The sequence below is a fragment of the Pleomorphomonas koreensis DSM 23070 genome (genome assembly GCF_000425185.1).
Classification (GTDB): domain Bacteria; phylum Pseudomonadota; class Alphaproteobacteria; order Rhizobiales; family Pleomorphomonadaceae; genus Pleomorphomonas; species Pleomorphomonas koreensis.
Genome location: NZ_AULH01000030.1, coordinates 1 through 21,805 on the forward strand (window position 1 = coordinate 1; position 21,805 = coordinate 21,805).

Here is a 21,805-nt window from a genome sequence, read left to right on the forward strand (position 1 = left end):
ACATCTACGGCGCCATCCGTCCCGGCACCGATGACGCCTTTGCTCTGATCCTGCCCAGGGCCGATACCGAGATGATGCGCCTCTATCTCGATACCTTCGCACAAAGCCTGCCCGCCGACGTCCACGTCGTGCTGGTACTCGACAAGGCCGGATGGCACGTCACCGGGCGGCTCAAACCGCCAGACAACATCAGCCTCGTTCACCTGCCGGCCTATTCGCCCGAGCTCAACCCGGTCGAACGTCTCTGGCTCTATCTTAAGGAGCGCTTCCTCTCCCACCGCATCTTCGACGACCAGCACGCCATCGTCGAAGCCTGCGCAAAGGCTTGGAACGACCTAAAGACGGAAACGGGGCGCATCGCTTCGCTCACCGACTACCCCTACATCAGAAAGGTCAGGACCTAACGGAACTGGTATGACCGAAGTCGAGGCGAATGTTCGCGGGCTGGAAGAGCAGCGCCAAGCGATCCTCAAGGAGCTTAAGGGGGCCGGGGCGTTCAGCGACCTCGTGCTCCTGCAGACTGCGCAGTCCGAGAAGGAAGGCGTGCTGCTAGATCTCGAAAAACGACTTAAGGCAGCTCTGCAGGCAGAATCCGAAAAGACTGAGCTGAAGGTGGCGGAGGCATCGCTACTGACGAGGCTTCAGAATGATCTTTCAGAGCGGTCACCGGCCATCGACGCTGCAGTGCTCGCCGTCGAGGAGGCTAGGAAGCGGCTCTATGCTGATCGCTACGGCGCCCTTGAGATCAAGGCCACGCCGACCGGGCCGGAGTTCCGAATCCATATTGAAGGCGACCGCTCGGGTGGCATCTCCAATATGGAGATCTTCTGTTTCGACTACGCCCTTTTCAAGATCGCTACAAAGCGCTTCGGTGGTCCCGGGATTCTCATTCACGACAGCCATATGTTTGCAGATGTCGACGCCCGACAGGTCGCGGCCGCTATCGAGCTGGGTTCCAATCTGGCCGATGATCTCGGCGTTCAATATCTGGTCCTCATGAACTCGGACGAATTTGCGAAGCTCACGTTTCCAGCGGAATTCGATTCCCGTTCGAAGATCCTGGACGTGAGCATCGATGATACCGATCAGGGAGGGTTGTTCGGGTTCAGGTTTGGTTGAGGGCGCAGCCTATCGACAAGATCGGCAGCGCATCCTAAGGCATCTTGTGCCGGAAGTCCGCTGCCAGAGGTTGTCCCAGGCGGGCTATCACCCGATAGAGGCTCCTGTGACAGGTTCTGGGAGATCAAAGCTGCCGACCATTAGCGGTACGGGCGCTTCCCAAGAATTTGCCTGAACCTTATCGTCACCGTTTTGAACCGGTCGATGGAGCCGCCGTACATTCCCGACTTTAGTGGCGGCCAGTTTTCTCCAGCGGCTTCCGCCTCCGCAAAGAGGCGCTCATAAGCGGAGTCGAGGTGATAGGCGGCAAATCGGCCGACGGGCATATAGGCCACATCGCCTGTATCCCGAACCTGCTGGTCAACGAAGACCAGGGCAAACATAACCTCCAGGCGATCAATCTCCGTGTCGTAGTCTTCAAAGCGGCCACGGGGCTGCGAGAACAGCCGCCTGGCAAAATGTTCGCTCAAGGGGAAATACCATGCCTGTTTATCGTCGATAAGTTTGGCAGTTCCCTTTTCAATAGCGTGGTAGGCAACCAGCTCGGGAAGCGAAGTGCTTGCGCTCTTTCCGTGTCCGACTGGAATTTGAAGCAGCCTTTGGAAGGTGGCCCAATTGGCTCCGGCGATCGCACCAAGGCAAGCCGCATAAAAGCACACAACGGCTGGATATATGCGCATCTCCTGCCAAGTCGTGTATCCGTCAGCACGCTTTACGTCAGCAAGCATCCTGACTGATCGCTCGATCGGCTCAACTTGGTGCGGCTCGGCCCAATAGGCTGCGTTGTAAAGGAGCGCGCGCAAAATCTCGGTATTGGCGTCATACTGCTCAAAGCGGCGTTTGGCCGACACCACGTCCGGCCTGACCTCAGCGTCCTTGGCTAGCATTGCGGCATTGATAGCCAGCACCCGTTCCGTTTCGTTGATCAGCAAATCGTGGAAGCGAATGCGGTGAACCGGGTCGGCCATAAACCGCTTAAGTGACGCCACGGCAATCGCCACCGACAACGGCGGGCCGGCATTCAGTTCATCAAGGCTGGCAACCTTATCCGCAAGGCCCCCGAAGAATTCGTCCGCCGAAGCGATTTCGATCACCTGTGCGCCTCGTAAGGTGATCAACTTCGCAGCTCGCTCGGAAGGCTTGCCTTTGGCGGTCCAATAGGTCGTGTATCGCCTAGACTTAGTCCGCTCGATGGCCGCCCGGAGGGCAATGTCCCAATCTCCCGACCAGCCGCAAATGATGAGGCCAAACTCGTCCAAAATGCGATCAAGATAGCCGTCAAGTTCGTGATCGTATGAGGCCAGCTCCTCCTCGGTGTTTTTGATCCGGTCGTCGAGATAGTCGCCGTGCAATTTCAGCACCACGCATCTCTGATGAACAATCGGAGCAGCTCCGATCACGGCGTCGGCAGTCGAAATCACGGTCGGGGTGATGCCCTCGTCCTGAAGAGCCAGTTCCATCAGGCGGTCGAAGTTGGTCGTGATGATCAGTCGAATGTGACCGCTTGCGACCAGCTTGGCGATGGCGCGATGAGCCTCGGTCGGAAGCTTTAGTCCTTGCTCCCGCTCATCGGCCGTCGGCTCAAACAGTGCGTGCAGGATGGCCCGGCGTTCCGCAGGACTCTTGGCCAAGGTGTCAAGAAGCGCTGAATACTCGGGCTCCTTGCCGTATCTCGTGCGATACCATTCTGCAGAGTCCGCTGGAACCTCCTCCCCCTCCATCACGGCGATCCGCTTGACCAGATCGAGCGTCACTTCCCATCCGGTCGGGATCCCGGCCGAGCGAGATATGCCGGAGCCCAGGAGAACGGCGAAGACGCCTTTGGATGAGTGAACTGAATGAGCGAGAGACAGCGCGCCATCAATCATCGGGTGTCACTGTGATTGCCTTCCCTTGGGCGATCGAGTTCGTCGTTTTGAGCCGGTTTTCCCTACCTGGGAATAAACGGGTCACATGCGAAATTTGGCCGGCGCAAGTCTTTCCGATTGTACCAGATCAACGACCCATTCAGCCTTATTTCCAGCATGGAAAAACTCAACGAACATATTCCTAACTTCAGACACAGGAATATTTTTCAAATTCGCCTCGAAATCTTCCCCGACATCCACACCTGTGGCTGTAACTTGTTCCGTAAAAAGGTCGAGATAAATTTGCGTCTCCACGAGCTCCGCCACATCATCGACCGCTTGTTTTAGTACATCACTGTCCTCGACATTTACCTGCAGCATCTTTTCAATCTCCCTAACGGTCTTGATCGGAACTTTCTTTAGCAGCGAGGCAATCAACAGATATGCTTTGAGGTTCGCGCTATCTCGCCGATTCTCACGGGTGTATTTTGCCAGGAATTTGGCTGTATCAACCCATTCGTTATGATCAATCGTGGGTTTGCAAACGACCAGCAAGATTCGATCGATCGGATGCGTTGGATCATGCAACTGTCTACATTTGTCGTAATAATCGGTTATACTTCGCATTGAATAGGAATAAGAAATCGCGTCCCGCTTCAATAAATACGCCATTTTGTTCGGGCCAGAACCAACATGTATGACCGATTGTATAATTTCTCTGCCGCCACGGCCGTTTTCAGTCGTAATTTTTAGGATAGAAATATAGTATTCAAGCATCCTCATACACATTAGATCGTCGGACTTTGTCTGGAATTCCGTGTGAACGATTGCATCTGAGAATCCGACCAAGCTATCGACAGATCTTCCGTCTAGACCAGGCAGTTCTGTAACTAAATCCGCGCCACCATCAAGATCCAACAACGTCTTAAGTATAGACCTTTTATCCCAAAGAAAATTCTTCATTTCCAAGTCATATTTTGATTTCTTCGACTCTCTCAGCTCGTCATATGTAAGCTCTACGCTCATTTTTCTTTTCCCTAACAATACGCTTATGTTAACGTCGCATCAAATATCCCTCTTTCTGATCTTTAAAAATTAATTACCATCCCCATTCTCCCATTTCTCGCCATACAAATGTGAATATACAGATTGGTACTCGAATCCCGTCTATTACTCATTTGTGGTGAGCAACATCATAAAGCGCAGACACCTCTCTTCTTCTGTATAGAAAAATGGAAAGCTTCCCCTGATCCTCGGCAGGTAGGATGTTTGCTTCATGCAGTCTCTTGAGGATGACTTTGGGATGCAATCCGGTAGTCCGGCTTAGCTCTCCCAGGGTCACGTATTCAGCCCTAAAAGCCTCCGCGCTTTGGCGGGTGATTACGGGCATCATGCGCCGAGTTTCTTTGTTGAATTCCTGCGTTACGCTGAAATGGCCCAACTCGATGAGTGAAGAGACGGCCACATGGTTCAACCCGGGAATGAACTTCTGCAGTTCCCCCTTAATGAGCCCCTCTCTTTCCGGTCCCTTGCGCACGATGGCGGTCACCTCGTCGGCATCGAGAAGAACGGCCCCATACTCCCGCTTGCCTCCAAGCAGCCCCTTCCATGCCAACCTTCCCTCGAAAATAAGCGAGAGCACGAAATCGATTTTGGCGTCAGCGGCACGACGGGCATCCCCAATGGACCGCTGGCGATCCGTGGGCGTCTCGACCGGAACCGCCCCTTCGAAAATGCGTTCAAGCATGTCGTCGACGGCTTGCTGAGTGAAGGAATGCTTGGCTCTCCGCTTCCCGGCGGAATTAGTGACCGTGGGCAGGTACCCACCGGCAATCAGGGCTTTCAGATGCATTCTCGGGATGCCGGTTGCGGCTTCGACCTCGGGAGTGCTGAGGGATCCTTTCATTCCACCCAGCATTTCCTCGATATCCTCGGCGCGGACCAGGACGCGGTGATCCCTGAGCGCGGAGGTCTTTTCGCCGTCCACGAGCCCCTTCCTGGCGAAGAGCTTCCGAAGGGAAGCCACATGGACGCCGGAAACCTTAGAGGCCGAGTGGATCGAATAGACGCGCGGCCTCTCCAGCACCTCTCCGAAGATCTCGGTTCCCGGATTCAGCGGCAGGGTTTCGATGGCGAACTGCCTGACCATCGACCGAAACCGGTCGTAAATGGGATCCGCGATCGTTTTCTGGAGGAGGGTATAGAGCGCGCCATAGGCATCTCGCAGGCCGATGGCGCCGCGGGATTCCATCAGCACTTCGTTCAGTCGGCCAAGCAAGACCGTCAGTGCCGGCTCCCCGCCGCAAAGGACGCGAAAACCCTCTTCGGTCACCGCGGCCCATTGCTGCTCAGTCAAGGTCTTCGTCTTGATCCGCGACGGATGCAGCGCGGAAAGCCCGATCGCGGTAGCCAGCTCCAACACGGCGTACATCGGAAGATCCGCCAAGGCGTCCGTTGGGGAGGAGGCGCCATCGAGACGATCGATGATCCAATCGACGAGCAGGGAATGAGGCAGCCTGACCGCGTGATCCGCTTGCTGCCGAAGGCCTGGGGCCAATTTCCCGATCGCCTCGCAGAAGTCGGGGCTCGTGAAACGCCTATGCCCGGGGTCGACATCGATCAGCATCGTGTCGTGTTTGGGACAGACGCGGATGGCGTCGATCATCCATTCCACGCGCAACCATGGACGAGCCGTGGCCGGTCCTTCGAAACGCTCCAGATCCTCAATCACGCAGTGCGGGCAGTATCGAAAGTAGGTCTTGAACACCGAGAGGCGGGTGAACTGTTGCCCCGCGATGATGTGATACTTTTTGTCCGCCGTCTGCGTGGGCGTAAACCTTGCAAGCGCTCCGGGATCCGCCCCGCCGCGCAGCGCGAGTGTCCGGACCGCTTCGCTGTCGCCGGTATCGACCGCCCAAGTGTCGATGCCCATCTCGCGGAGAAAGTCTCCTAGAAGCCGGCCATTCAGAGCCGCCAGCCTTGACGCAAATCCGGCTGCCGGTTCGCGATGCTCAAGAGGGTGACGCCACGAGACGGGCGCGATCTTCAAGCTCATGTCTCCCGCTGCTCCTCGTTCAGGAAATACCCCGCCGGTAGGTTTCGCCAGTCATCGACCAGGAACGGATTCATCTCGTCCCGACCGCGGGCGTGGGAGAGTTCCAGGTACGCATAGGCAAAATGCTCTCTCACCAACTCGTTGGCGCCTTTGTGGATTGCTACCTGAATGCCCGCCAGGACCATCTGAGCGATGCGTCCGTAACGGTATCGAGCGGCATGAGCGACGCGTTCAGGAACATCCGAAGCGATCAGTCGGTCGGTCGCCATTCCGATCGCGCCGGCCATTTCCCGGATCATTCGGTCCACCAGCTCTTTCTCCTCAGGCATCGTGATGTCCGAAAGAAACAAGAACCTACCGCGCCGTTCGAATTGCTGGTCCAACCTAGCGATCTCGGTCGTTTCCGGTGTGCCGGAAAGAATGAAGTTGATCGGCCAGGCTTCGAAGTTGGAGAGTCCCTTGATGGCCTTGGCGAGGTTTTTCCGCTCCTGATCCGTCTCCGTACGCTTGAGAACATGTTGCGTTTCGTCGATGTGCACCAACAGAACACGCCGCTGGTGCAGAATGTCCGGCAATCGCTTCCACATATCGTTCTGACCGACGGTGTCCTTGACCGGATAGCCGGCCGCCTCCGCAATCTGATGCCCGACGGCCTTAAGCGTCACCGCACCGCCACTGAGGGACACGGAGATAACAGGCTTCACCAAACCGAAAGGTCTCACCTGCGGTTGGAGCGCATCGCTTCGCGAAAGAGCACGAGCAATCGCAGCCGTTTTTCCGGCGCCACTTTCACCGGTGATGAAGAGGATCCGACCGTCATCACGGCGACCGTTCTTTTTGGCCAACATGGAGACCACGAAAGTCGCCAGCATGTCGTCGAGGACCTTATCGCGACCGCAGGCGACATAGACCGCCTTGACAGCCTCAACGAGTTCGATCTCCCGCTGCTGGCGCTCCGATAACCGTCCGGCAATGGAATCCAGATAGGCGTCGTCGTCATCGTCCCATGCATTGCCGCTCGGATTTGTCGCGAAATTGCCACCCGTCTCGACGGAGGTGTCTCGCTTTGTCATTCGTCATCTCCGTCGCCCAGGTTGAGACTGCCGCCGAAAGGACGTTGCGGTCCGCCGGCGTTGTCGGACGGAGGCGACCACGCCGCCCCCTGTCCTTCGTCGCTTCGCGCAGGTCCGGATGGAGAGCGCGAGCCCTGCGTTGGCTTCCTGCGTACCGACTTCGCGACAAGCTTTCCCGGGATGGTGTCGTGCGGTTGCGGTGGCCCTTGATCAGGACCCTCCAATGCGGCACGAGTGCTCTGGAACATCGACTTGGCCGCCTTTTCAAACTCGATTTCGGTGGCCCGGAATTCGGCGAGGCCGGCCTCGCGACGAGTCCTTTCGCCAGTGTCGGTCAGGGCTCCGTGAGCCTCCAGTCTTGCAAGAAGGCCTGCGGTCTGATCGTCCTTAGCCGAGGCCGCGAGGGCTTTACGTGAAATCAGATACCTGTCGAGGGAGAGGCCCATGGTCAGCTTGGCGACGCAGGGCACCTCCAGGTAGTCATCCGAAGCTTTCCCCTGCGCCCTCCCCTCCGCATCCGGAAGCCGAACGAGCACCGACCCGATGTCCAGCGGATCGACGAAGACGTCGAGTTCCTTGTTCTCGTGGCGGAGAAAGACCCTGTTCAGCTCCGCGCTATTGTAGGCGAGGTCCAGGTAGGTCACGCCGTGCTTCCCCAGCGTACGCGTAACGCGAATGCCGAACGCCGCGCGTAACTCGATGGCGCGGGGTGGAGGGAAAGTGCCGTCCTTTGTGAGGCGCTGCCACATTCCATACGGCGTGCAACGGCCGAGACCGCGATGGGCGCGATGATGGTAGGAATCTACGATGAAGCGGACGGCGGATCTTTCCAGTTCATCAAAGGTCAAGCTGGCCATTGCCTCGGACTGGTAGTCGCCCTTCTCTACCACATTCGCGAAAGTTTGCCCCGCGAAGTATCGGCATACGCGCTTGAAATATCGAAAAAAAGCCTCGATCGTACCGCGCTTGCGAGGATCCGCCTCCGGAAGCAATCGGGTGATGCCTGAGCGTGCGACGGAGGTTTCGAACTCGCCCAGGAAAGCGGGTCCCGCGTCGGTCACCACCGACCATGGCCTACCCTGCATCCGCCAGTCGCTCTTGCATCCGGTAGCGGCGACCAAGGCAGACTTGTCGCACATGATGCGGCGTAAAGCGGTCTTGGACGAAGCCGTCGACGGCGGATTCGGAGATAGATTGAACCCGACAATGCAACGGGTTGCTACGTCAATGGCAACGGTCGCCGTACAACGGACGCGAGGAACGAGCTCGCGTTTCTTCGGGCTCAATTTCTTCCACACGGTCGAACTCGCGATCAGCGCATGGAGGTCGAAGTCCCAGTCGTCAATCTCAACCCTCTCTAGGGGATTAAGGACGATAAGCCCCTCGCCGATCGGGGTGAATCTCCGTAGCGCGCGATCCTTCCCGAGACGATTGAAGTCCCTGAAAAATGGATCGATCTTTTTGATCCGGGCTCGGATTGCATTCCTGCTAACGTAGATGGGCGCCACATTTGCCGGCAGCGACAGGTTCAATTTGGACAGCGTCGCCTCAACGTCCTCGTAAATGTCGCGTTGGCGAGGCCTCAGCGAGCTGGCGAAGTTCGCAACGCACTCGTTCACCACACGCTCAGCACGAGGGTCTAGTTGGCTTCGATTGCCGCAATGGTGGTAGCGTAACCGGAATGCATTGAGGTGCTCCTCCGCAGCGTGCCACTTGATGAGCCAATTTCTCAAAGTGCTGGCCGAGGGATAGTCGAATTCCTTTTGAGGTCCTCCCTGTCGCCGCCGCCCTGCGGGTCGTCTCTCTCCAAAGCGATCGACATGCCAACGGTCCATCGCCTTTTTCTGCTTATCGATGAAAAAGGCGATGTCCGGCAGCGACATCGTCGGTCGCCAAGGCGCAGAAGAATCGGCGCGTGCTGAATCGAAGCGCCGGCACCACTCGGCCTTCCACAAGACCGTGCGCAGCTCGTCCTCGCTGAGATCAGTCAGGTCGGAACTGTCGTTCCGAACTCGAATGCGTGCCTGCGTCTTCGAAAAATAGCCGGCATCGTGCCGAAAAAGCTTCCGGCGCATGAGCTCGCTAATCTCGGCGTCGGTCTTGGTGATGAAGTGATCGTCCTGAACGTCCTCAACGATCAGCTGAAGGACATGTCTCCGTCCATCCTTGCCGACAGGTCGGTAGACTTGGTTCTTGATGACAACACGATCGTGACGGCCGAATTTCCATCGGTCGTTGGCAGCTGGACTTTCCATGAATGCACCCAAGGCTTTAGCGCAAGGCGATCCGGAGTTTCGCCACTAGAGGGCGAAACTCTGGATTAGTTCTTAATGACTGGAGCAACCTTGCGTCGTACTACTGCGTACAAAGGTTCCTAAGCTTAACAGTCGGTGACAACGGCTCCGCCGGGTCGAACCTAAGGGCGCCCTGCTGGATAAGAGCCATGGCAGCCCGTTCGCCTCGCGCTCCGAGCCCGGACAGTTCCCCAATCTCCGCGAGGGTGATCGTCGCCGGAGCTCGCATCAGCGAGGCCCGAACGACTTCCTGACCGCGGATATCGAAATCCCGACCGCACTCGATGATGCTCTTGGCGTTCGCGACGGCGACGTCGTTCACATGCAGCTCGGTGAGCAGGTTGTACTCGTCGGCGAGATCATCGCCAACGTGCTCGCATACCTCCTGGAGCAAAGCTTCAGTTCCTTTGCGGGCGGCAGTCTCTGCGTACTTGACCTCGTAAGCGACCTTGTGGCCGTCGTTGAACGTCACGAGATAGTCGGTCGTGTACCGATGCCTTCGACCTCGGGCCAAATAGGAGCGCGTCTGCTGTTCGCGGATGTCGGACACGGCAGGGTTGGCGATCAAGGTGACCAAGTGACGATGTTCGAGGCCACTTTCGAAATAGATCCACCGCCGTCGAAACGGGTCCGGAACACGGCCCACGGACGAGCCTCGCTTGCGAGGCGAAGGCCTGCGATCGGCAACGCTATCCGAGTAGTGGACTAGCGGTGCTTCATAGGGAGTGGACTCGATCTCCCGGCAGGTGGGTAGCGGACGGTATTCGCGAGGTGCTCCCCCATCAGAGAGCCCTCCCAACAGCAATGCATAGAGATTGGACATTTGCGCCTCCCGGAACCAGGCGCGCAGCCACATCCATGGATTGCGCGGTCAGGTTGGGATTGAACTGGTCAGCGGGCGTCCCACCGCTGCCAGAATGGCGCTTACACGGTGTAACTCCGGGCTTTCTCGCGTACGGCGACGCGCGTTTTGATGGATATGTTCGTCATGCAATTGCTCTTAATGGTTGCAGAAAAGACGGGACTGAGTTCGAGGAGTTGGGATGCGTCGGGACGCGACTCTCCAAGCCCGGCTCCGCTTGGAGTCGAGGTCAGTGTTGTTTGGAAGAACGGAATTCAGTCTGATGGGACGCGTCGGCGTTCGTGCCGGTCGCGTCGCTTAGGCTCCTCCTCAGCGCGCCGGCGTAATCCGGGCCGACGCCGACTTGACGGCGGAATGGCCAGGAATGCACAGGGGCGGCTTGGCGGAGCGGTCGGTCAGACCGCGACGGTTATCCTGAGGGAAGGCTTCTGGAGCGTCATCACATCACCTCTGAAACACGAAAGCGTCGCCAAGTGTGGCGACGATCGAGGATGAGGTCGGATGTCGATTGCGCTTAGGAGAGCATTGTCGCCCCGTCGACATACGGAGCGATATGCGCCAAGGCGCTGCGGACAATCCGCTCATCGCTAATGCGTATGGTCTTGACGGGCTTCATAATGCGGCTGCTCATCGGTTTACGCCCTTTTCGGGCGGAGGAGCTCTTACACCCGAAGATACTAAAAGCAGGTTAACACAAGCAGACCAATTTGATGACTGAAGTTCAATTTGAGCACAATATGGTCCGTACGTTCTCTCCGTAATATCGCGGATTTTTTAGATTATTTCTTACTATAAAAATATCATCCTTATCCACTTTAGCTATCAGGGCCGCCTTAAGGATCGAATCTCTCATGGCGATTGACTTATATTTGTTTCATTGCGAGACCGGAGAATATCTTGAGGCGTGGATTGATGGCGGGCGCTACGGACAGGGGTACCCAGACATAGGGAGTTTTAGGCGCGAAGTATTAAACAGGACGAGCCTGCTAAAAAACGATACAATACCAAATGTGGCCATCGACACAAAAGTTGTCATGAAGCGCGGGGAAACCAACTCGCACGCCGTTGTACAGGCCAAAACTGCCACTCCATTGTTTTTTGTTACCGGCCCAGGCGGCGTATTATTCGACATCAGCTTTGCCGAGATTTCCGAGGCCGTCGACTTTGCGACAAAAAAGGCTTCCAAATACGATAAGCTATAAATTGAATTTACACCTCAACAATATCATCCAGCGTTGAAAACAGTACGTTGAGACGGTGCTTTTTATCCAGAAGCACTCCCTCCCCATTTTGCTCTTCATACCGCCAGGCGGCAACGGCTCGCAAAAGCAACCTGCAGAATTCACGCAATTCTCTTTCATCCAGATCGGCGGCCAGCCTATTCCCATCGTACATAACGTGCCCTCGGAGCGCTTTGTAGTCGCGTCGCTCTTCGCATAAGCGCATTGATGCCCACAACACCGTCGAACTTACTTCGGATTCCATCTCCACCTCCACTGGCAACCAAATTTTGGACCCGTCGGCGGAATAAGACAAACATCAGCTGGACTACGGCTAGCCTCTTGTGATCGCATCAGGTTGCGTGGAGCTTCCCAGGATTTGGAACTCCGTGAATGGAGCCTGAGTGTGGTAGATCCTGCCACCGAGCAAAGACGCCTAGAAATTTACCTGCGGTTAGGGTTTACGCGCTATGTTTCGCGCCATCATGAAATTCGGCACTGCACTCATACGCTGATCGTTCGCTAGCCTGCTCCGGCCGCCGGAGTCTCAGGCCTTGGCTTCGATCTGGTGCTCACCGCCCGATCTCCTTCTCATCATCAGCCCTGACCGGTCATTGCCTTCGCAATAGAACTGTTCTTGTGGCTGTTTTGCGCCGGAATCAAAAATTCCGGCAGGGAGACCCCATGTCCAATCCTTCCTGCTCCTTCATCGTCAAAGGCCCTGACGACATCGAGGCACTTTCCCGAGTTGCCGTCGACCTCCGTGCCCTTCTCTACGGAAGCGGTGTTCCTCCAATGGTCCACCTCAACGAAGCCCCTCTCCTGGAGGGGTGGTGCGAGACACTAGTCCCACTGCGTGGGATCATCAGCCTCTCGGGAATCGACAAACCGACCTCCCTGATCGGCCAGCCCGTGTTTGCACTCTCCCGCAGCCGAGGTTGGGCGCGAACTCTCCATGGTTGGGTCCGCCTAGGTCGTCATGTTGACGAAATGCCGTGAGGTCGCTGCCATGCTTGTCTTCGACCCTCGCGATCCGTCCGTTCTCCGTGAACTGGACGACACCATCTCACTGCTGCGGCGGCTGACCCACGACCTCGAACTCATCCGCGCCCAAGGATATCCGGACGCCTGGCACCTCAACGAAGCGCCCATCCTGAACTCGTGGTCTCCAGAGATCCGGCCGGCCGTTTGCCTAGCCGGGCTGTCCTCTGGGCACCCTATGCTTCCAGGAAGCGCCCGTCCGATTGTTACATCTGAGGTATGGCTGATCGCACCGCAGGAGGGGTGGGCTCGGACACTCAGCCGCTTCTACCGTCTCGGTAAACCCGCCTCCGGAGGACCTGACCAATGAACATATCGATATCGCAAGCAGCCATTGAGCCTTCCTGAGCCATGCCGTCAGCCGGCATGGCGACCTCTCGCTTCAGAGACTCCGACATGCCGAAAAAAGCTTTCAGCCGGATCCTTCCGGATCTCGGGGACACCGTCTTCAAAACTGCAGTTCTGCGACCACCGACAGACAGCGTTTCCACCTTTTGCACGTGGGCGACGCTGGTTTCAGCGTTACGCCATCAATTCGGGTTTTCGAGGGGCCTGCCGATGATGCTCGGCCTCATCGTCCCCGAGGGACATATCGATCCCGAACAATACCGTGATTGCTGCGAGCGGATTTGCAGACGGGTTGTCGAAACCGTTTCATGGATGGACCACGACGCGGAGTTCATCGCATGCGTCTGGGACGCTCCGAACTCTAGGAAGCGACGAAACCCCGACTCCTGGCCCCTCGCCACAAACTACTGGTTTTTCGGGATTGCGACCTCCGAGGAGGCTTTTCCCGAAGATTTCACCAATCTTGCCGATGCGATCGTCAGGGTTCGCCCAGTTTCCCGTCGCGACATCCGCGCCGCCGCCCGAGTCGTCGTAGGCATTGAGTTGTCGGACGAAGATGCAGAGCTCGCTCTCAGGCTTCCCCTTGAGAAATTGGACGCCGTTTTTCGCGTTGGTCGCTCATTGAGACGAGTAAGGAGCATTCTTCACAAGCTTACCCGGGACGAGCCGAAGGCACCGCCGCCTTCTCAGGCTTCGAAGCAGCGTCTCACGCTAGAGACCCTGCCGGGAATGGGAGAAGCAACCGAGTGGGGCCAGTGTCTGGCAACCGAACTGGCAGCTTGGCGTCGCGGAGAGCTTGAGTGGAAGGACCTTGACCGGGGCGTAGTTCTTTCGGGACCGAGCGGCACCGGGAAGACAACCTATGCCCGAGCTTTGGCGAATTCGTGCGGCGTCTCCTTGATCGCGGCGAGCTACGCGAAATGGCAAGCATGCGGGCACCTCGGTGATACCTTGAAAGCCATGCGAGCGTCCTTTGCCGATGCGGTCAGGGTGGCTCCGTCGATTTTGTTCATCGATGAAATCGATAGCGTCGGAGACCGGACAAAGTTCGTCGGGGACAGCGCACATTACAGCTTTTCAGTGGTGAGTGGTCTCCTAGAGGCACTCGATGGGATCGAGAAAAGACAAGGCGTGGTCGTCGTCGGTGCCTGCAACTACCCTGAGCTCATTGACGAAGCGCTCATGCGGCCGGGACGGCTGGACCGGCATATTCGCATCCCGCTACCGGATGGTGCCGCGAGGTTGGCGATCCTCCGCTTTCATGGCGTCGACCTCTCAGATGAAAGGCTCTGGCAGATCGTCGACCGGACCGAAGGCAAGACGGGAGCTTTTTTGGAACGACTCGTTCGTGGTGCTCGTCGTCGAGCAAGGGCGGAGAAGCGCGCGCTGTCGGTTGAGGATTTGGTCGCTGGGCTGCCCGAGGTCATTCCGTTGCCGGAAGACGACATCTTCAGGGTCGCAGTTCACGAAACCGGCCATGCCGCCGTCACGACCATTCTTTCGGCGGGAGCGGTTCTGCATGTCTCGATTGCGACCAAGGCCGAGGTGTCAGACGGCACCATCAAAATCTTTCGTGGGGGCGCCTCTGTTCGCAGCCGGTGGGTGATGCTTCGGACACGTGAGGACGTCATCGACGAAATCGCGGTGAGTTTGGCCGGCATGGCGGCCGAGGAGGCATTCTTCGGCGCGGCGACCGATGGTGCCGGAGGTGTGGCCGGCTCGGATCTCGATAGAGCTACCTCGCTTGCCTTGAACCTCGCCGCATCGAGCGGATTGGGCTCGTCGCTAGTGTTCCTTGGAAAGGCTGGCTCGGTTGACAAGCTGCTCAGCTCGAACGCGACGCTGCGTAGCGAGGTTCATTCGATCCTCCAAGAGGCCAAGGGCCGGGCAAGAACCGTGATCACCGCCCACCGAGCTGTCATTATGTCACTCGCTCATCAGTTGGCGGAAGCCACCTATCTCGAAGGGGACGTTTTCCGAGACGCGCTTCGTTCCCGCCGTGATTGATCTGTTCTCGCGGCGAGTCGTTGGCTGGGCAATGAATCCCGAGATGACGGCGCAGCTCGTCGCCGATGCCCTGATCATGGCAATCTGGAGGAGAGGCAAACCCGAGAGCCTGCTGCACCACAGTGACCAAGGCAGCCAATATACGAGTGAGCAGTTCCAATAGCTGATGGCTGATCACAGTATTCCCTGTTCAATGAGCCGATCAGGAAACGTTTGGGACAACGCGGCAATGGAGAGCTTCTTTTCGTCACTGAAAACTGAACGGACAGCCCTCAAACTCTACCGAACGAGGGATGATGCCAGGGTAGACGGTGTCCATAAAGATAGTCTGGTTTGCAGCCGCCTTGACGGCAATCGAGCCGTCCTTCTCCGCGTTAACGGTGTAGTCCCAGGCCTTGTCACCCTGCCACTGCCCCACGACGATGTCATCGACGGCGGCTTGAAGATCTGAGAGAAGCCGTGAGTTTTCAATAGATCGCATTTAGGGATCCTCGCACTGAGCACTGGCGACAATCCTGAGAGCATCGTCAGGAAGTGACCGTTATAAAAGCTAGGCCTCACTCCATGGCGCCCCAAGCCAGATGTCAACTTCCTCGGTTGCGATGAGGGTTGCAGGCGTCGTCTTCGGATGAAGTAGGCCGACCATCAAACTCAACCGCGCGACGAAGCGCCACCTAACAGCTTTGAAGCCATGTTCGCCATTTTCCATGATAGGCTCCACGATCTCGATGAACTGCTGTTGGAGGACGCTTCGTCGCGCGATCGCGGTGCCGCGATCACAGACAAAAGCGTTATGCGGCTTGCAATTACCCCTGAACCGCGTAACCGCTCCGTCGGTCTCGTGACGACGGTATGATCCGATGGAAGAGAGCTTCACGAAAATCCGACGCTGCGCACTTAACGGCTTTGAAGTGATGGAGCCTTTTCGCTAAGTCCTCACTCCCAGCTCAGCGCGCCACCATTCTGGTATTCGATGACGCGCGTCTCGAAGAAATTCTTCTCCTTCTTGAGGTCCATGGTTTCGCTCATCCACGGGAAGGGGTTTTCGGCTTCGGGGAAGACAGACGCAATCCCGAGCTGGGCGCAGCGGCGGTTGGTGATGAAATGCATGTAGCTTTCACAGAGCGTGGCATTGAGCCCGAGGAAGCCGTTCGGCATCGTGTCGCGGCCATAGGCGGCTTCGAGTTCGGCCGCCTCCTTCAGCATGCCACGCACCTCATCAATGAAGGCCGGCGTCCACAGATGCGGGTTCTCCGCCCTTATCTGGTTTATGACGTCGATGCCGAAGTTCAGGTGGATGCTCTCGTCGCGCAGGATATACTGATACTGCTCTGCAATGCCGACCATCTTGTTCCGGCGGCCGAGCGACAGGATCTGCGCAAAGCCCGTGTAGAACCACATCCCCTCGAACACAACGTAAAAGGCCACGAGGTCCTTGAGAAACGCCCGGTCTGCCTGTTCAGTCCCCGTCCGGAACGCCGGATCGTCCAAGCTCTGCGTGTGCTTGAGTGCCCAGGCCGCCTTGTCGGTGATCGACGGCACCTCGCGGTACATGTTGAACAGCTCGCCCTCGTCGAGCCCGAGGCTTTCGACAATGTACTGGAAGGTATGGGTATGCACGGCCTCCTCGAAGGCCTGCCGCAGCAGATATTGGCGGCACTCGGGGTTGGTGAGCTGCCGATAGATGGCGAGCACGATGTTGTTGGCCACGAGGCTTTCCGAAGCCGCGAAGAAGCCGAGATTGCGCTTGATCATCCGTCGCTCGTCGTCGGTCAGGCCATCCCTGGACTTCCACAGGGCGATATCGGCTTGCATGGACACCTCGGTCGGCATCCAATGATTGTTGCAGGCTGAAAGATACTTCTCCCAGGCCCAGCCATATTTCATCGGCAGCAACTGGTTGACGTCGGCGCGGGCGTTGATCATCGCCTTGTCGTCGACGCGTACGCGGGCCGCTCCCCGTTCAATGGCGGCAAGGCCCGTCGCATCGGACATCTGAGGCGAGGACGCGGTTGTTTCGCTGAAATCAAGCATGGTGTCTGTTCCTCGGCTCAGTCTTGCTGGCACGCTTCGCAGGTGGGATCGTCGATGGCACAGGCTTTCGGCGCGGTATCAATGGCCGAGACCGTCACTGCATTGAGCTTGCCGTCGACACCTTTGAGCGTCGATTTCTCGACGTGGGTGGCCGAGCGCGAGCGAAGGTAATGGGTGGTCTTCAAGCCTTTCCTCCAAGCGAGGCGATAAAGCGCGTCGAGTTTCTTACCCGAGGGGCTAGCCAGATAGAGGTTGAGCGACTGCGCCTGATCGATCCACTTCTGGCGGCGGGCGGCCGCCTCGACGAGCCACTCCGGATCGATTTCGAAAGACGTGGCGTAGAGCACCTTGAGGTCAGCCGGAACCCGGTCGATCGCTCCAAGGCTGCCGTCGTAGTATTTGAGGTCAGAAACCATCATCTCGTCCCACAGGCCACGAGCCTTGAGATCGGCCACGAGGTGAGCGTTCACGACGGTGAAGTCTCCGGACATGTTCGATTTGACGTAGAGCGTCTGGTATGCTGGCTCGATCGACTGGGAAACACCGCAGATATTGGAAATCGTGGCGGTGGGAGCGATGGCAAGGCAATTGGAGTTGCGCATGCCGACCGTTCTGACGCGCTGCCTCAGGGACTCCCAATCGAGCGTCGTGTCGCGTTCCAGATCAATACCGCCTCGCACTTCGGACAGCAGTTCAAGACTGTCGATCGGCAAGATGCCCTGCGACCACAGCGACCCGGCGAAGGAGGAATAGCGACCACGTTCGGCTGCGAGATCGACCGAAGCCGAGATAGCTTCGTAGGCGATCGCCTCCATGCTCTCGTCGGCAAAGCGCACCGCCTCCTGGGAGGCATAGGGGAGCCGGAGGATGTGCAATGCATCCTGGAAGCCCATAAGGCCGAGGCCGACTGGCCGATGGCGGAGGTTAGCCCGCCGGGCCTCGGGGATTGTGTAGAAGTTGATGTCGATGACATTGTCGAGCATGCGCATCGCCGTTTGGACGGTGCGAGCGAGGCGCTCCCGATCAAGGCCTGATACAGTGACATGGGCGGCGAGATTAACCGAGCCGAGATTGCAGACGGCCACCTCGTCGGCCGACGTGTTGAGCGTGATCTCCGTGCAAAGATTAGACGAGTGGACGACGCCGAAGTGGCGCTGAGGCGACCGGATATTGCAAGGATCCTTGAAAGCGATCCAAGGGTGTCCGGTTTCGAATAGCATGGTCAGCATGCGCCGCCAGAGATCGACGGCTCGGACGCTGCGAAACACCTTCATTTCCCCGCGCGCCGCCTTTGCCTCGTAGGCTTCGTAGGCAGTCTTGAAAGTGGGGCCATAGAGGTCGTGCAGGTCCGGCGTTTCGTCGGGCGAGAACAACGTCCAGGTTGCATCAGCCTCGACCCGCTCCATGAACAGATCAGGGATCCAGTTGGCAGTGTTCATGTCGTGGGTCCGGCGGCGGTCGTCGCCGGTGTTCTTCCTGAGATCGAGGAACTCCTCAATATCGACGTGCCAGGTTTCGAGATAAGCGCAGACAGCGCCCTTGCGCTTGCCGCCCTGATTGACCGCGATCGCAGTGTCGTTGGCCACCTTCATGAAGGGGACGACGCCCTGGCTTTCGCCATTGGTGCCACGGATGTGGGCGCCAAGGCCACGCACAGGGGTCCAGTCATTGCCGAGGCCACCGGAGTATTTGGCGAGCAGCGCATTGTCGCGGATCGCTTTGAAGATGCCGTCGAGGTCGTCGGCGACGGTAGTGAGGAAACAGGACGACAGTTGTGGTCGCGGGGTGCCGGCATTGAACAGGGTCGGCGTCGACGCCATGAAATCGAAGGACGACAGGAGATCGTAGAACTCGATTGCCCGCCTCTCGCGGTCGACTTCGCGTAAGGCCAAACCCATGGCGATCCGCATGAAGAAGGCTTGTGGCAACTCGAAGCGGTTGCCGCCGATATGCAGAAAGTAGCGATCATAGAGCGTTTGCAGGCCGAGATAGTCAAACTGAAGATCGCGCTCGGGCTTGAGTGCCGACGCGATGCGATCAATGTCGAAGCGCCCGAGCTCCGGGTCGATCCGTTCTGCGCCGATGCCTGCTTTGAGATAGGAGTGAAAATAGTCCGGATAACGCTCGACCATCTCACTCTGCGTCGCCTCATCGGAGCGACCGGACAGGAAGGACAGCGCCTCACGTCGCAGCTTGTCGTTGAGAAGCCTCGCCGTCGCCTTGGCATAGTTTGGCTCGCGTTCGACCAGTGCACGGGCGGCCAGGATCGGCGCCTGTGCCAACTCGTCGACGGTTATGCCGTCATAAAGGTTGCGGCGCGCCTCCGAAAGGATGCTTTCGGCCGAAACCCCATCGAGGTCTGCCGCAGATTCCTGGATGAGCCGAACGAAGCGCGCTTCGTCCAGCGGTTTGAGATGCCCATCGAGGGAACGGACATTGACGCTGGGTGCAGCCGCAGTTTCACGAAGCTTGGTGCGCTCCCTCGCTCTCTCCTCTCGGTACAGCACATAGGCGCGGGCGACCTTGTGATGGCCGCCACGCATAAGGGCAAGCTCGACCTGGTCCTGAATCTCCTCGACATGAAAGGCGCGACCGTCGGCACGGCGCAACAGCGCTGCCACGATCTCAGCGGTGAGAGCACCGACAATATCGTGAACCCGACGCGAGGCTGCGACATCACCGCCTTCGACAGCGAGGAAAGCCTTGGTCAGGGCAGCGCGGATTTTGTTGGCGTCGAATGGCGTCACCGAGCCGTTGCGACGGATAACCCGATGCTGATCGGCATCCGGCTGGATAGGTTCTACAGGACGATCAAGTTCGGAAAGAAGAGACATCGGCAACCCCAATCATGGGGGCAAAGGCCGAGCGGACGCGACAAACGACGGCGCGCCCGAGACTGGCATGCCGTTGGGTCACGATCCACCGGGGCACCCCGCCCGAGGACGTAAATCAGCAGTCACGGCAGGTCTCCTGGCTCACGGGTCATCGCCCTCATCCGGTCTTCCCAAAGCAAAGATGCCTCAGTGACACTTCTCGGTTGGGGCTCGCCGCTTACAGTTGCGGGGGCAGCTCCGGCATGGGCTTTTGCCGCACCGGATTCCCTCTTAGCCCTTGATCTTGTGAATCGCAGGACCATGACACCTACATATAGATAGGACCAGCGAGACTACGTCAAGATACGGATGAGACCATCAACAGGTCGACAGTAGTTCGGCATCTCGGCATCCCCCGCGCCGGAACGGCTGACGCCGCGTCGGTCGAAGCCCCAACGTGGCGAGATCGGCATCGAGACGGACGAGGTTACCCTCGGTCAGCAGCAGCGGGTGCACCGTCGTACGCACGTCGAGCGCAACACCGCTTCGGGCGAGTGCGCTAAGGCTTTCACGGGCTCGTAGACCGCTTCCCGGCACGCCCGCGATGCGCTCGTAGTCAGCAAACGGCGCCTTCACATCGAACCCGACCCAGTCCAGCTGCGGCAAGAGACGCTCAAGACGTTCCGGATAAGGACCTGCCGTGTGCAGGCCTACGCGGAAGCCGAGCGCCCTGACTGCATCAATCGCCTCGGAAAGCGCCCTTTGCAGGGTCGGCTCGCCGCCCGAAAACACCACTCCATCGAGCAATCCTCGGCGCTTTTCCAGAGTTGACAAGATGTCTTGCCAGTGCGGCCCGGCACCTCGGCCGGGCGGGATCAGGTCGGCGTTGTGGCAATAGCGACAGGCAAGCGGACAGCCCTGGCAGAACACCGTGGCGACCAGTTCACCCGGCCAATCGCAGGTCGACAGCGGTGAGAAGCCGCCGACCGCGATGGAGACCGCGACGTCAGCAGCGGTCATGAGCTAGGCTCTTGCCTTCGGCGAACAAAGTCCGCTCGGCAAACTCACTCTTCTTGCCCTTGTTAAAGGACGAGACGGGGCGATGGTAGCCCATCACCCGTGTCCAGATCTCGCAAGGCTGGCGCTCGTCGTCGGACAGCAGCATGGCGGTGTCGGCCTCGATGGCGGAAAGCGGCTTGTTCATGTCAGGTCTCCTTTGAAGACGGGTTACTCGGCGGCGGCGCTCTTGGCAGCCAACCTTTCAGCGTCGCAGATCGGGCAGAACTCGTGCTCGCCTGCGAGGTAGCCATGCTTGGGACAGATGGAGAAGGTCGGCGTTATGGTGATGTAGGGAAGCCGGAAGTTTTCCAGCGATCTCCGAACCAGTTTCTTGCAGGCCTCGGCCGAGGAGATGCGCTCGCCCATGTAGAGATGGAGCACCGTACCGCCAGTGTAGCGGGTTTGGAGCGGCTCCTGGCGACGGAGCGCATCGAAGGCGTCATCGGTAAAGCCGACGGGGAGCTGACTGGAATTGGTGTAGTAAGGCGCATCCGGCGTACCAGCCTGCACGATGTCGGGGAAACGCTTCTTGTCCTCGCGGGCAAAACGATAGGTCGTCCCTTCCGCTGGCGTGGCTTCGAGATTGTAGAGGTGCCCCGTCTCCTCCTGAAACGCGACCATCCTGGCCCGAACGTGGTCGAGCAGGCGAATGGCAAAGGCCTCGCCCCATGCCGTCGTGATGTCCTCGGTATCACCGGTGAAGTTGCGGATCATCTCGTTGACGCCGTTGAGGCCGAGCGTCGAGAAGTGGTTGCGGAGCGTGCCGAGGTAGCGCCTGGTATAGGGGAACAGGCCCTGGTCCATCAGCCGCTCGATCACCTTGCGCTTGATTTCGAGGCTGGTGCGGCCGATGGCGAGCAGTTCGTCGAGCCGGACAACGAGGCCGGCCTCGTCGCCCTTGTGGAGATGGCCGAGGCGGGCGCAGTTCACCGTGACGACGCCGACCGACCCCGTCTGCTCGGCCGAGCCGAACAGGCCGTTGCCGCGCTTGAGCAATTCCCGGAGATCGAGCTGAAGGCGGCAGCACATCGAG

Annotated in this window: 17 protein-coding genes, 1 pseudogene and 1 riboswitch; of the genes and pseudogenes, 6 read left to right on the plus strand and 12 right to left on the minus strand. The window is 58.3% G+C overall.

What is annotated here, in order from left to right:
* Positions 1-404 (plus strand): transposase (locus H512_RS0118815; protein ID WP_026784754.1); only part of this gene is annotated, 404 nt, incomplete at its 5' end.
* A 10-nt stretch (positions 405-414) separates the two neighbouring features.
* Positions 415-1,119, plus strand: a complete 705-nt coding sequence (locus H512_RS24935; protein ID WP_053240059.1) for a DUF2326 domain-containing protein — start codon at positions 415-417, stop codon at positions 1,117-1,119.
* A 140-nt stretch (positions 1,120-1,259) separates the two neighbouring features.
* Here the strand turns inward: H512_RS24935 and H512_RS24940 are convergent, their stop codons facing one another.
* The 6 genes from H512_RS24940 to H512_RS26575 form a co-directional block, all read right to left on the minus strand.
* Positions 1,260-2,873: an SIR2 family protein gene (locus H512_RS24940; protein ID WP_169507182.1), complete on the minus strand. Its 1,614-nt coding sequence runs from the start codon at positions 2,871-2,873 to the stop codon at positions 1,260-1,262.
* Between the two features lie 195 nt (positions 2,874-3,068).
* Entirely contained in the window at positions 3,069-3,992 is a 924-nt protein-coding gene (locus H512_RS27130; protein ID WP_156899571.1) for a hypothetical protein, read from the minus strand.
* 148 nt (positions 3,993-4,140) lie between these two features.
* On the minus strand, positions 4,141-6,021 hold the full coding sequence (locus H512_RS0118835; RefSeq protein ID WP_084798616.1) for a TniQ family protein: 1,881 nt from the start codon (positions 6,019-6,021) through the stop codon (positions 4,141-4,143).
* Positions 6,018-7,094, minus strand: coding sequence for an ATP-binding protein (locus H512_RS0118840; RefSeq protein ID WP_026784757.1), 1,077 nt, complete (start codon positions 7,092-7,094; stop codon positions 6,018-6,020). The genes H512_RS0118835 and H512_RS0118840 overlap by 4 nt, the downstream gene beginning before the upstream one ends.
* Positions 7,091-9,349 (minus strand): Mu transposase C-terminal domain-containing protein, encoded by a 2,259-nt coding sequence (locus H512_RS0118845; RefSeq protein ID WP_026784758.1) that lies wholly within the window; start codon positions 9,347-9,349, stop codon positions 7,091-7,093. The genes H512_RS0118840 and H512_RS0118845 overlap by 4 nt, the downstream gene beginning before the upstream one ends.
* A 100-nt stretch (positions 9,350-9,449) precedes the next feature.
* On the minus strand, positions 9,450-10,211 hold the full coding sequence (locus tag H512_RS26575) for a TnsA endonuclease N-terminal domain-containing protein (protein ID WP_169507183.1): 762 nt from the start codon (positions 10,209-10,211) through the stop codon (positions 9,450-9,452).
* A gap of 890 nt (positions 10,212-11,101) precedes the next feature.
* Here H512_RS26575 and H512_RS27135 point away from each other — a divergent pair.
* Positions 11,102-11,452, plus strand: a complete 351-nt coding sequence (locus H512_RS27135; RefSeq protein ID WP_156899572.1) for a hypothetical protein — start codon at positions 11,102-11,104, stop codon at positions 11,450-11,452.
* Between the two features lie 7 nt (positions 11,453-11,459).
* On the opposite strand, the gene H512_RS27140 is transcribed toward H512_RS27135, so the two are convergent.
* A complete protein-coding gene (locus H512_RS27140) occupies positions 11,460-11,735 on the minus strand; it encodes a hypothetical protein (protein ID WP_156899573.1) in 276 nt (91 codons plus the stop codon).
* A gap of 744 nt (positions 11,736-12,479) precedes the next feature.
* On the opposite strand from H512_RS27140, the gene H512_RS27930 reads away from it, so the two are divergent.
* From H512_RS27930 to H512_RS24955, 3 genes and pseudogenes are all read left to right on the plus strand, one after another.
* Positions 12,480-12,821 (plus strand): DUF6634 family protein, encoded by a 342-nt coding sequence (locus H512_RS27930; RefSeq protein ID WP_425414191.1) that lies wholly within the window; start codon positions 12,480-12,482, stop codon positions 12,819-12,821.
* 767 nt (positions 12,822-13,588) lie between these two features.
* Positions 13,589-14,866, plus strand: coding sequence for an AAA family ATPase (locus H512_RS24950; RefSeq protein WP_245585453.1), 1,278 nt, complete (start codon positions 13,589-13,591; stop codon positions 14,864-14,866).
* Positions 14,847-15,317 (plus strand): annotated as a pseudogene (locus H512_RS24955) (DDE-type integrase/transposase/recombinase); the annotation flags it as partial. The gene H512_RS24950 and the pseudogene H512_RS24955, both read left to right, overlap by 20 nt.
* A gap of 485 nt (positions 15,318-15,802) precedes the next feature.
* Here H512_RS24955 and H512_RS0118880 read toward each other — a convergent pair.
* The 5 genes from H512_RS0118880 to nrdD (H512_RS0118900) form a co-directional block, all read right to left on the minus strand.
* Complete coding sequence (locus H512_RS0118880) at positions 15,803-16,900, minus strand: ribonucleotide-diphosphate reductase subunit beta (RefSeq protein WP_026784761.1); 1,098 nt, start codon at positions 16,898-16,900, stop codon at positions 15,803-15,805.
* 17 nt (positions 16,901-16,917) lie between these two features.
* The gene (locus H512_RS24960) at positions 16,918-19,734 is read right to left on the minus strand and encodes a ribonucleoside-diphosphate reductase subunit alpha (RefSeq protein WP_053240062.1); all 2,817 of its coding nucleotides are present in this window, start codon (positions 19,732-19,734) and stop codon (positions 16,918-16,920) included.
* 109 nt (positions 19,735-19,843) lie between these two features.
* Positions 19,844-20,052, minus strand: a riboswitch (cobalamin riboswitch).
* A 39-nt stretch (positions 20,053-20,091) separates the two neighbouring features.
* Complete coding sequence (locus tag H512_RS0118890; RefSeq protein WP_026784762.1) at positions 20,092-20,733, minus strand: anaerobic ribonucleoside-triphosphate reductase activating protein; 642 nt, start codon at positions 20,731-20,733, stop codon at positions 20,092-20,094.
* Positions 20,720-20,917: an anaerobic ribonucleoside-triphosphate reductase gene (gene nrdD / locus H512_RS24965; RefSeq protein ID WP_036792734.1), complete on the minus strand. Its 198-nt coding sequence runs from the start codon at positions 20,915-20,917 to the stop codon at positions 20,720-20,722. The genes H512_RS0118890 and nrdD (H512_RS24965) overlap by 14 nt, the downstream gene beginning before the upstream one ends.
* Before the next feature lie 23 nt (positions 20,918-20,940).
* The coding region (gene nrdD, locus H512_RS0118900; RefSeq protein ID WP_026784763.1) for an anaerobic ribonucleoside-triphosphate reductase at positions 20,941-21,805 on the minus strand (865 nt) is incomplete at its 5' end.

What these genes read in the sequence shown, in the direction of transcription:
- H512_RS27135 (WP_156899572.1), top strand. Translation starts at nt 11,102, where the DNA reads ATGGCGATTGACTTATATTTGTTTCATTGCGAGACCGGAGAATATCTT.
- nrdD (WP_036792734.1), bottom strand. Translation starts at nt 20,917, where the DNA reads ATGAACAAGCCGCTTTCCGCCATCGAGGCCGACACCGCCATGCTGCTG.
- H512_RS0118845 (WP_026784758.1), bottom strand. Translation starts at nt 9,349, where the DNA reads ATGGAAAGTCCAGCTGCCAACGACCGATGGAAATTCGGCCGTCACGAT.
- H512_RS0118890 (WP_026784762.1), bottom strand. Translation starts at nt 20,733, where the DNA reads ATGACCGCTGCTGACGTCGCGGTCTCCATCGCGGTCGGCGGCTTCTCA.
- H512_RS24935 (WP_053240059.1), top strand. Translation starts at nt 415, where the DNA reads ATGACCGAAGTCGAGGCGAATGTTCGCGGGCTGGAAGAGCAGCGCCAA.
- H512_RS0118840 (WP_026784757.1), bottom strand. Translation starts at nt 7,094, where the DNA reads ATGACAAAGCGAGACACCTCCGTCGAGACGGGTGGCAATTTCGCGACA.
- H512_RS27140 (WP_156899573.1), bottom strand. Translation starts at nt 11,735, where the DNA reads ATGGAATCCGAAGTAAGTTCGACGGTGTTGTGGGCATCAATGCGCTTA.
- H512_RS24960 (WP_053240062.1), bottom strand. Translation starts at nt 19,734, where the DNA reads ATGTCTCTTCTTTCCGAACTTGATCGTCCTGTAGAACCTATCCAGCCG.
- H512_RS0118880 (WP_026784761.1), bottom strand. Translation starts at nt 16,900, where the DNA reads ATGCTTGATTTCAGCGAAACAACCGCGTCCTCGCCTCAGATGTCCGAT.
- H512_RS27130 (WP_156899571.1), bottom strand. Translation starts at nt 3,992, where the DNA reads ATGAGCGTAGAGCTTACATATGACGAGCTGAGAGAGTCGAAGAAATCA.
- H512_RS26575 (WP_169507183.1), bottom strand. Translation starts at nt 10,211, where the DNA reads ATGTCCAATCTCTATGCATTGCTGTTGGGAGGGCTCTCTGATGGGGGA.
- H512_RS0118835 (WP_084798616.1), bottom strand. Translation starts at nt 6,021, where the DNA reads ATGAGCTTGAAGATCGCGCCCGTCTCGTGGCGTCACCCTCTTGAGCAT.
- H512_RS27930 (WP_425414191.1), top strand. Translation starts at nt 12,480, where the DNA reads ATGCTTGTCTTCGACCCTCGCGATCCGTCCGTTCTCCGTGAACTGGAC.
- H512_RS24950 (WP_245585453.1), top strand. Translation starts at nt 13,589, where the DNA reads ATGGGAGAAGCAACCGAGTGGGGCCAGTGTCTGGCAACCGAACTGGCA.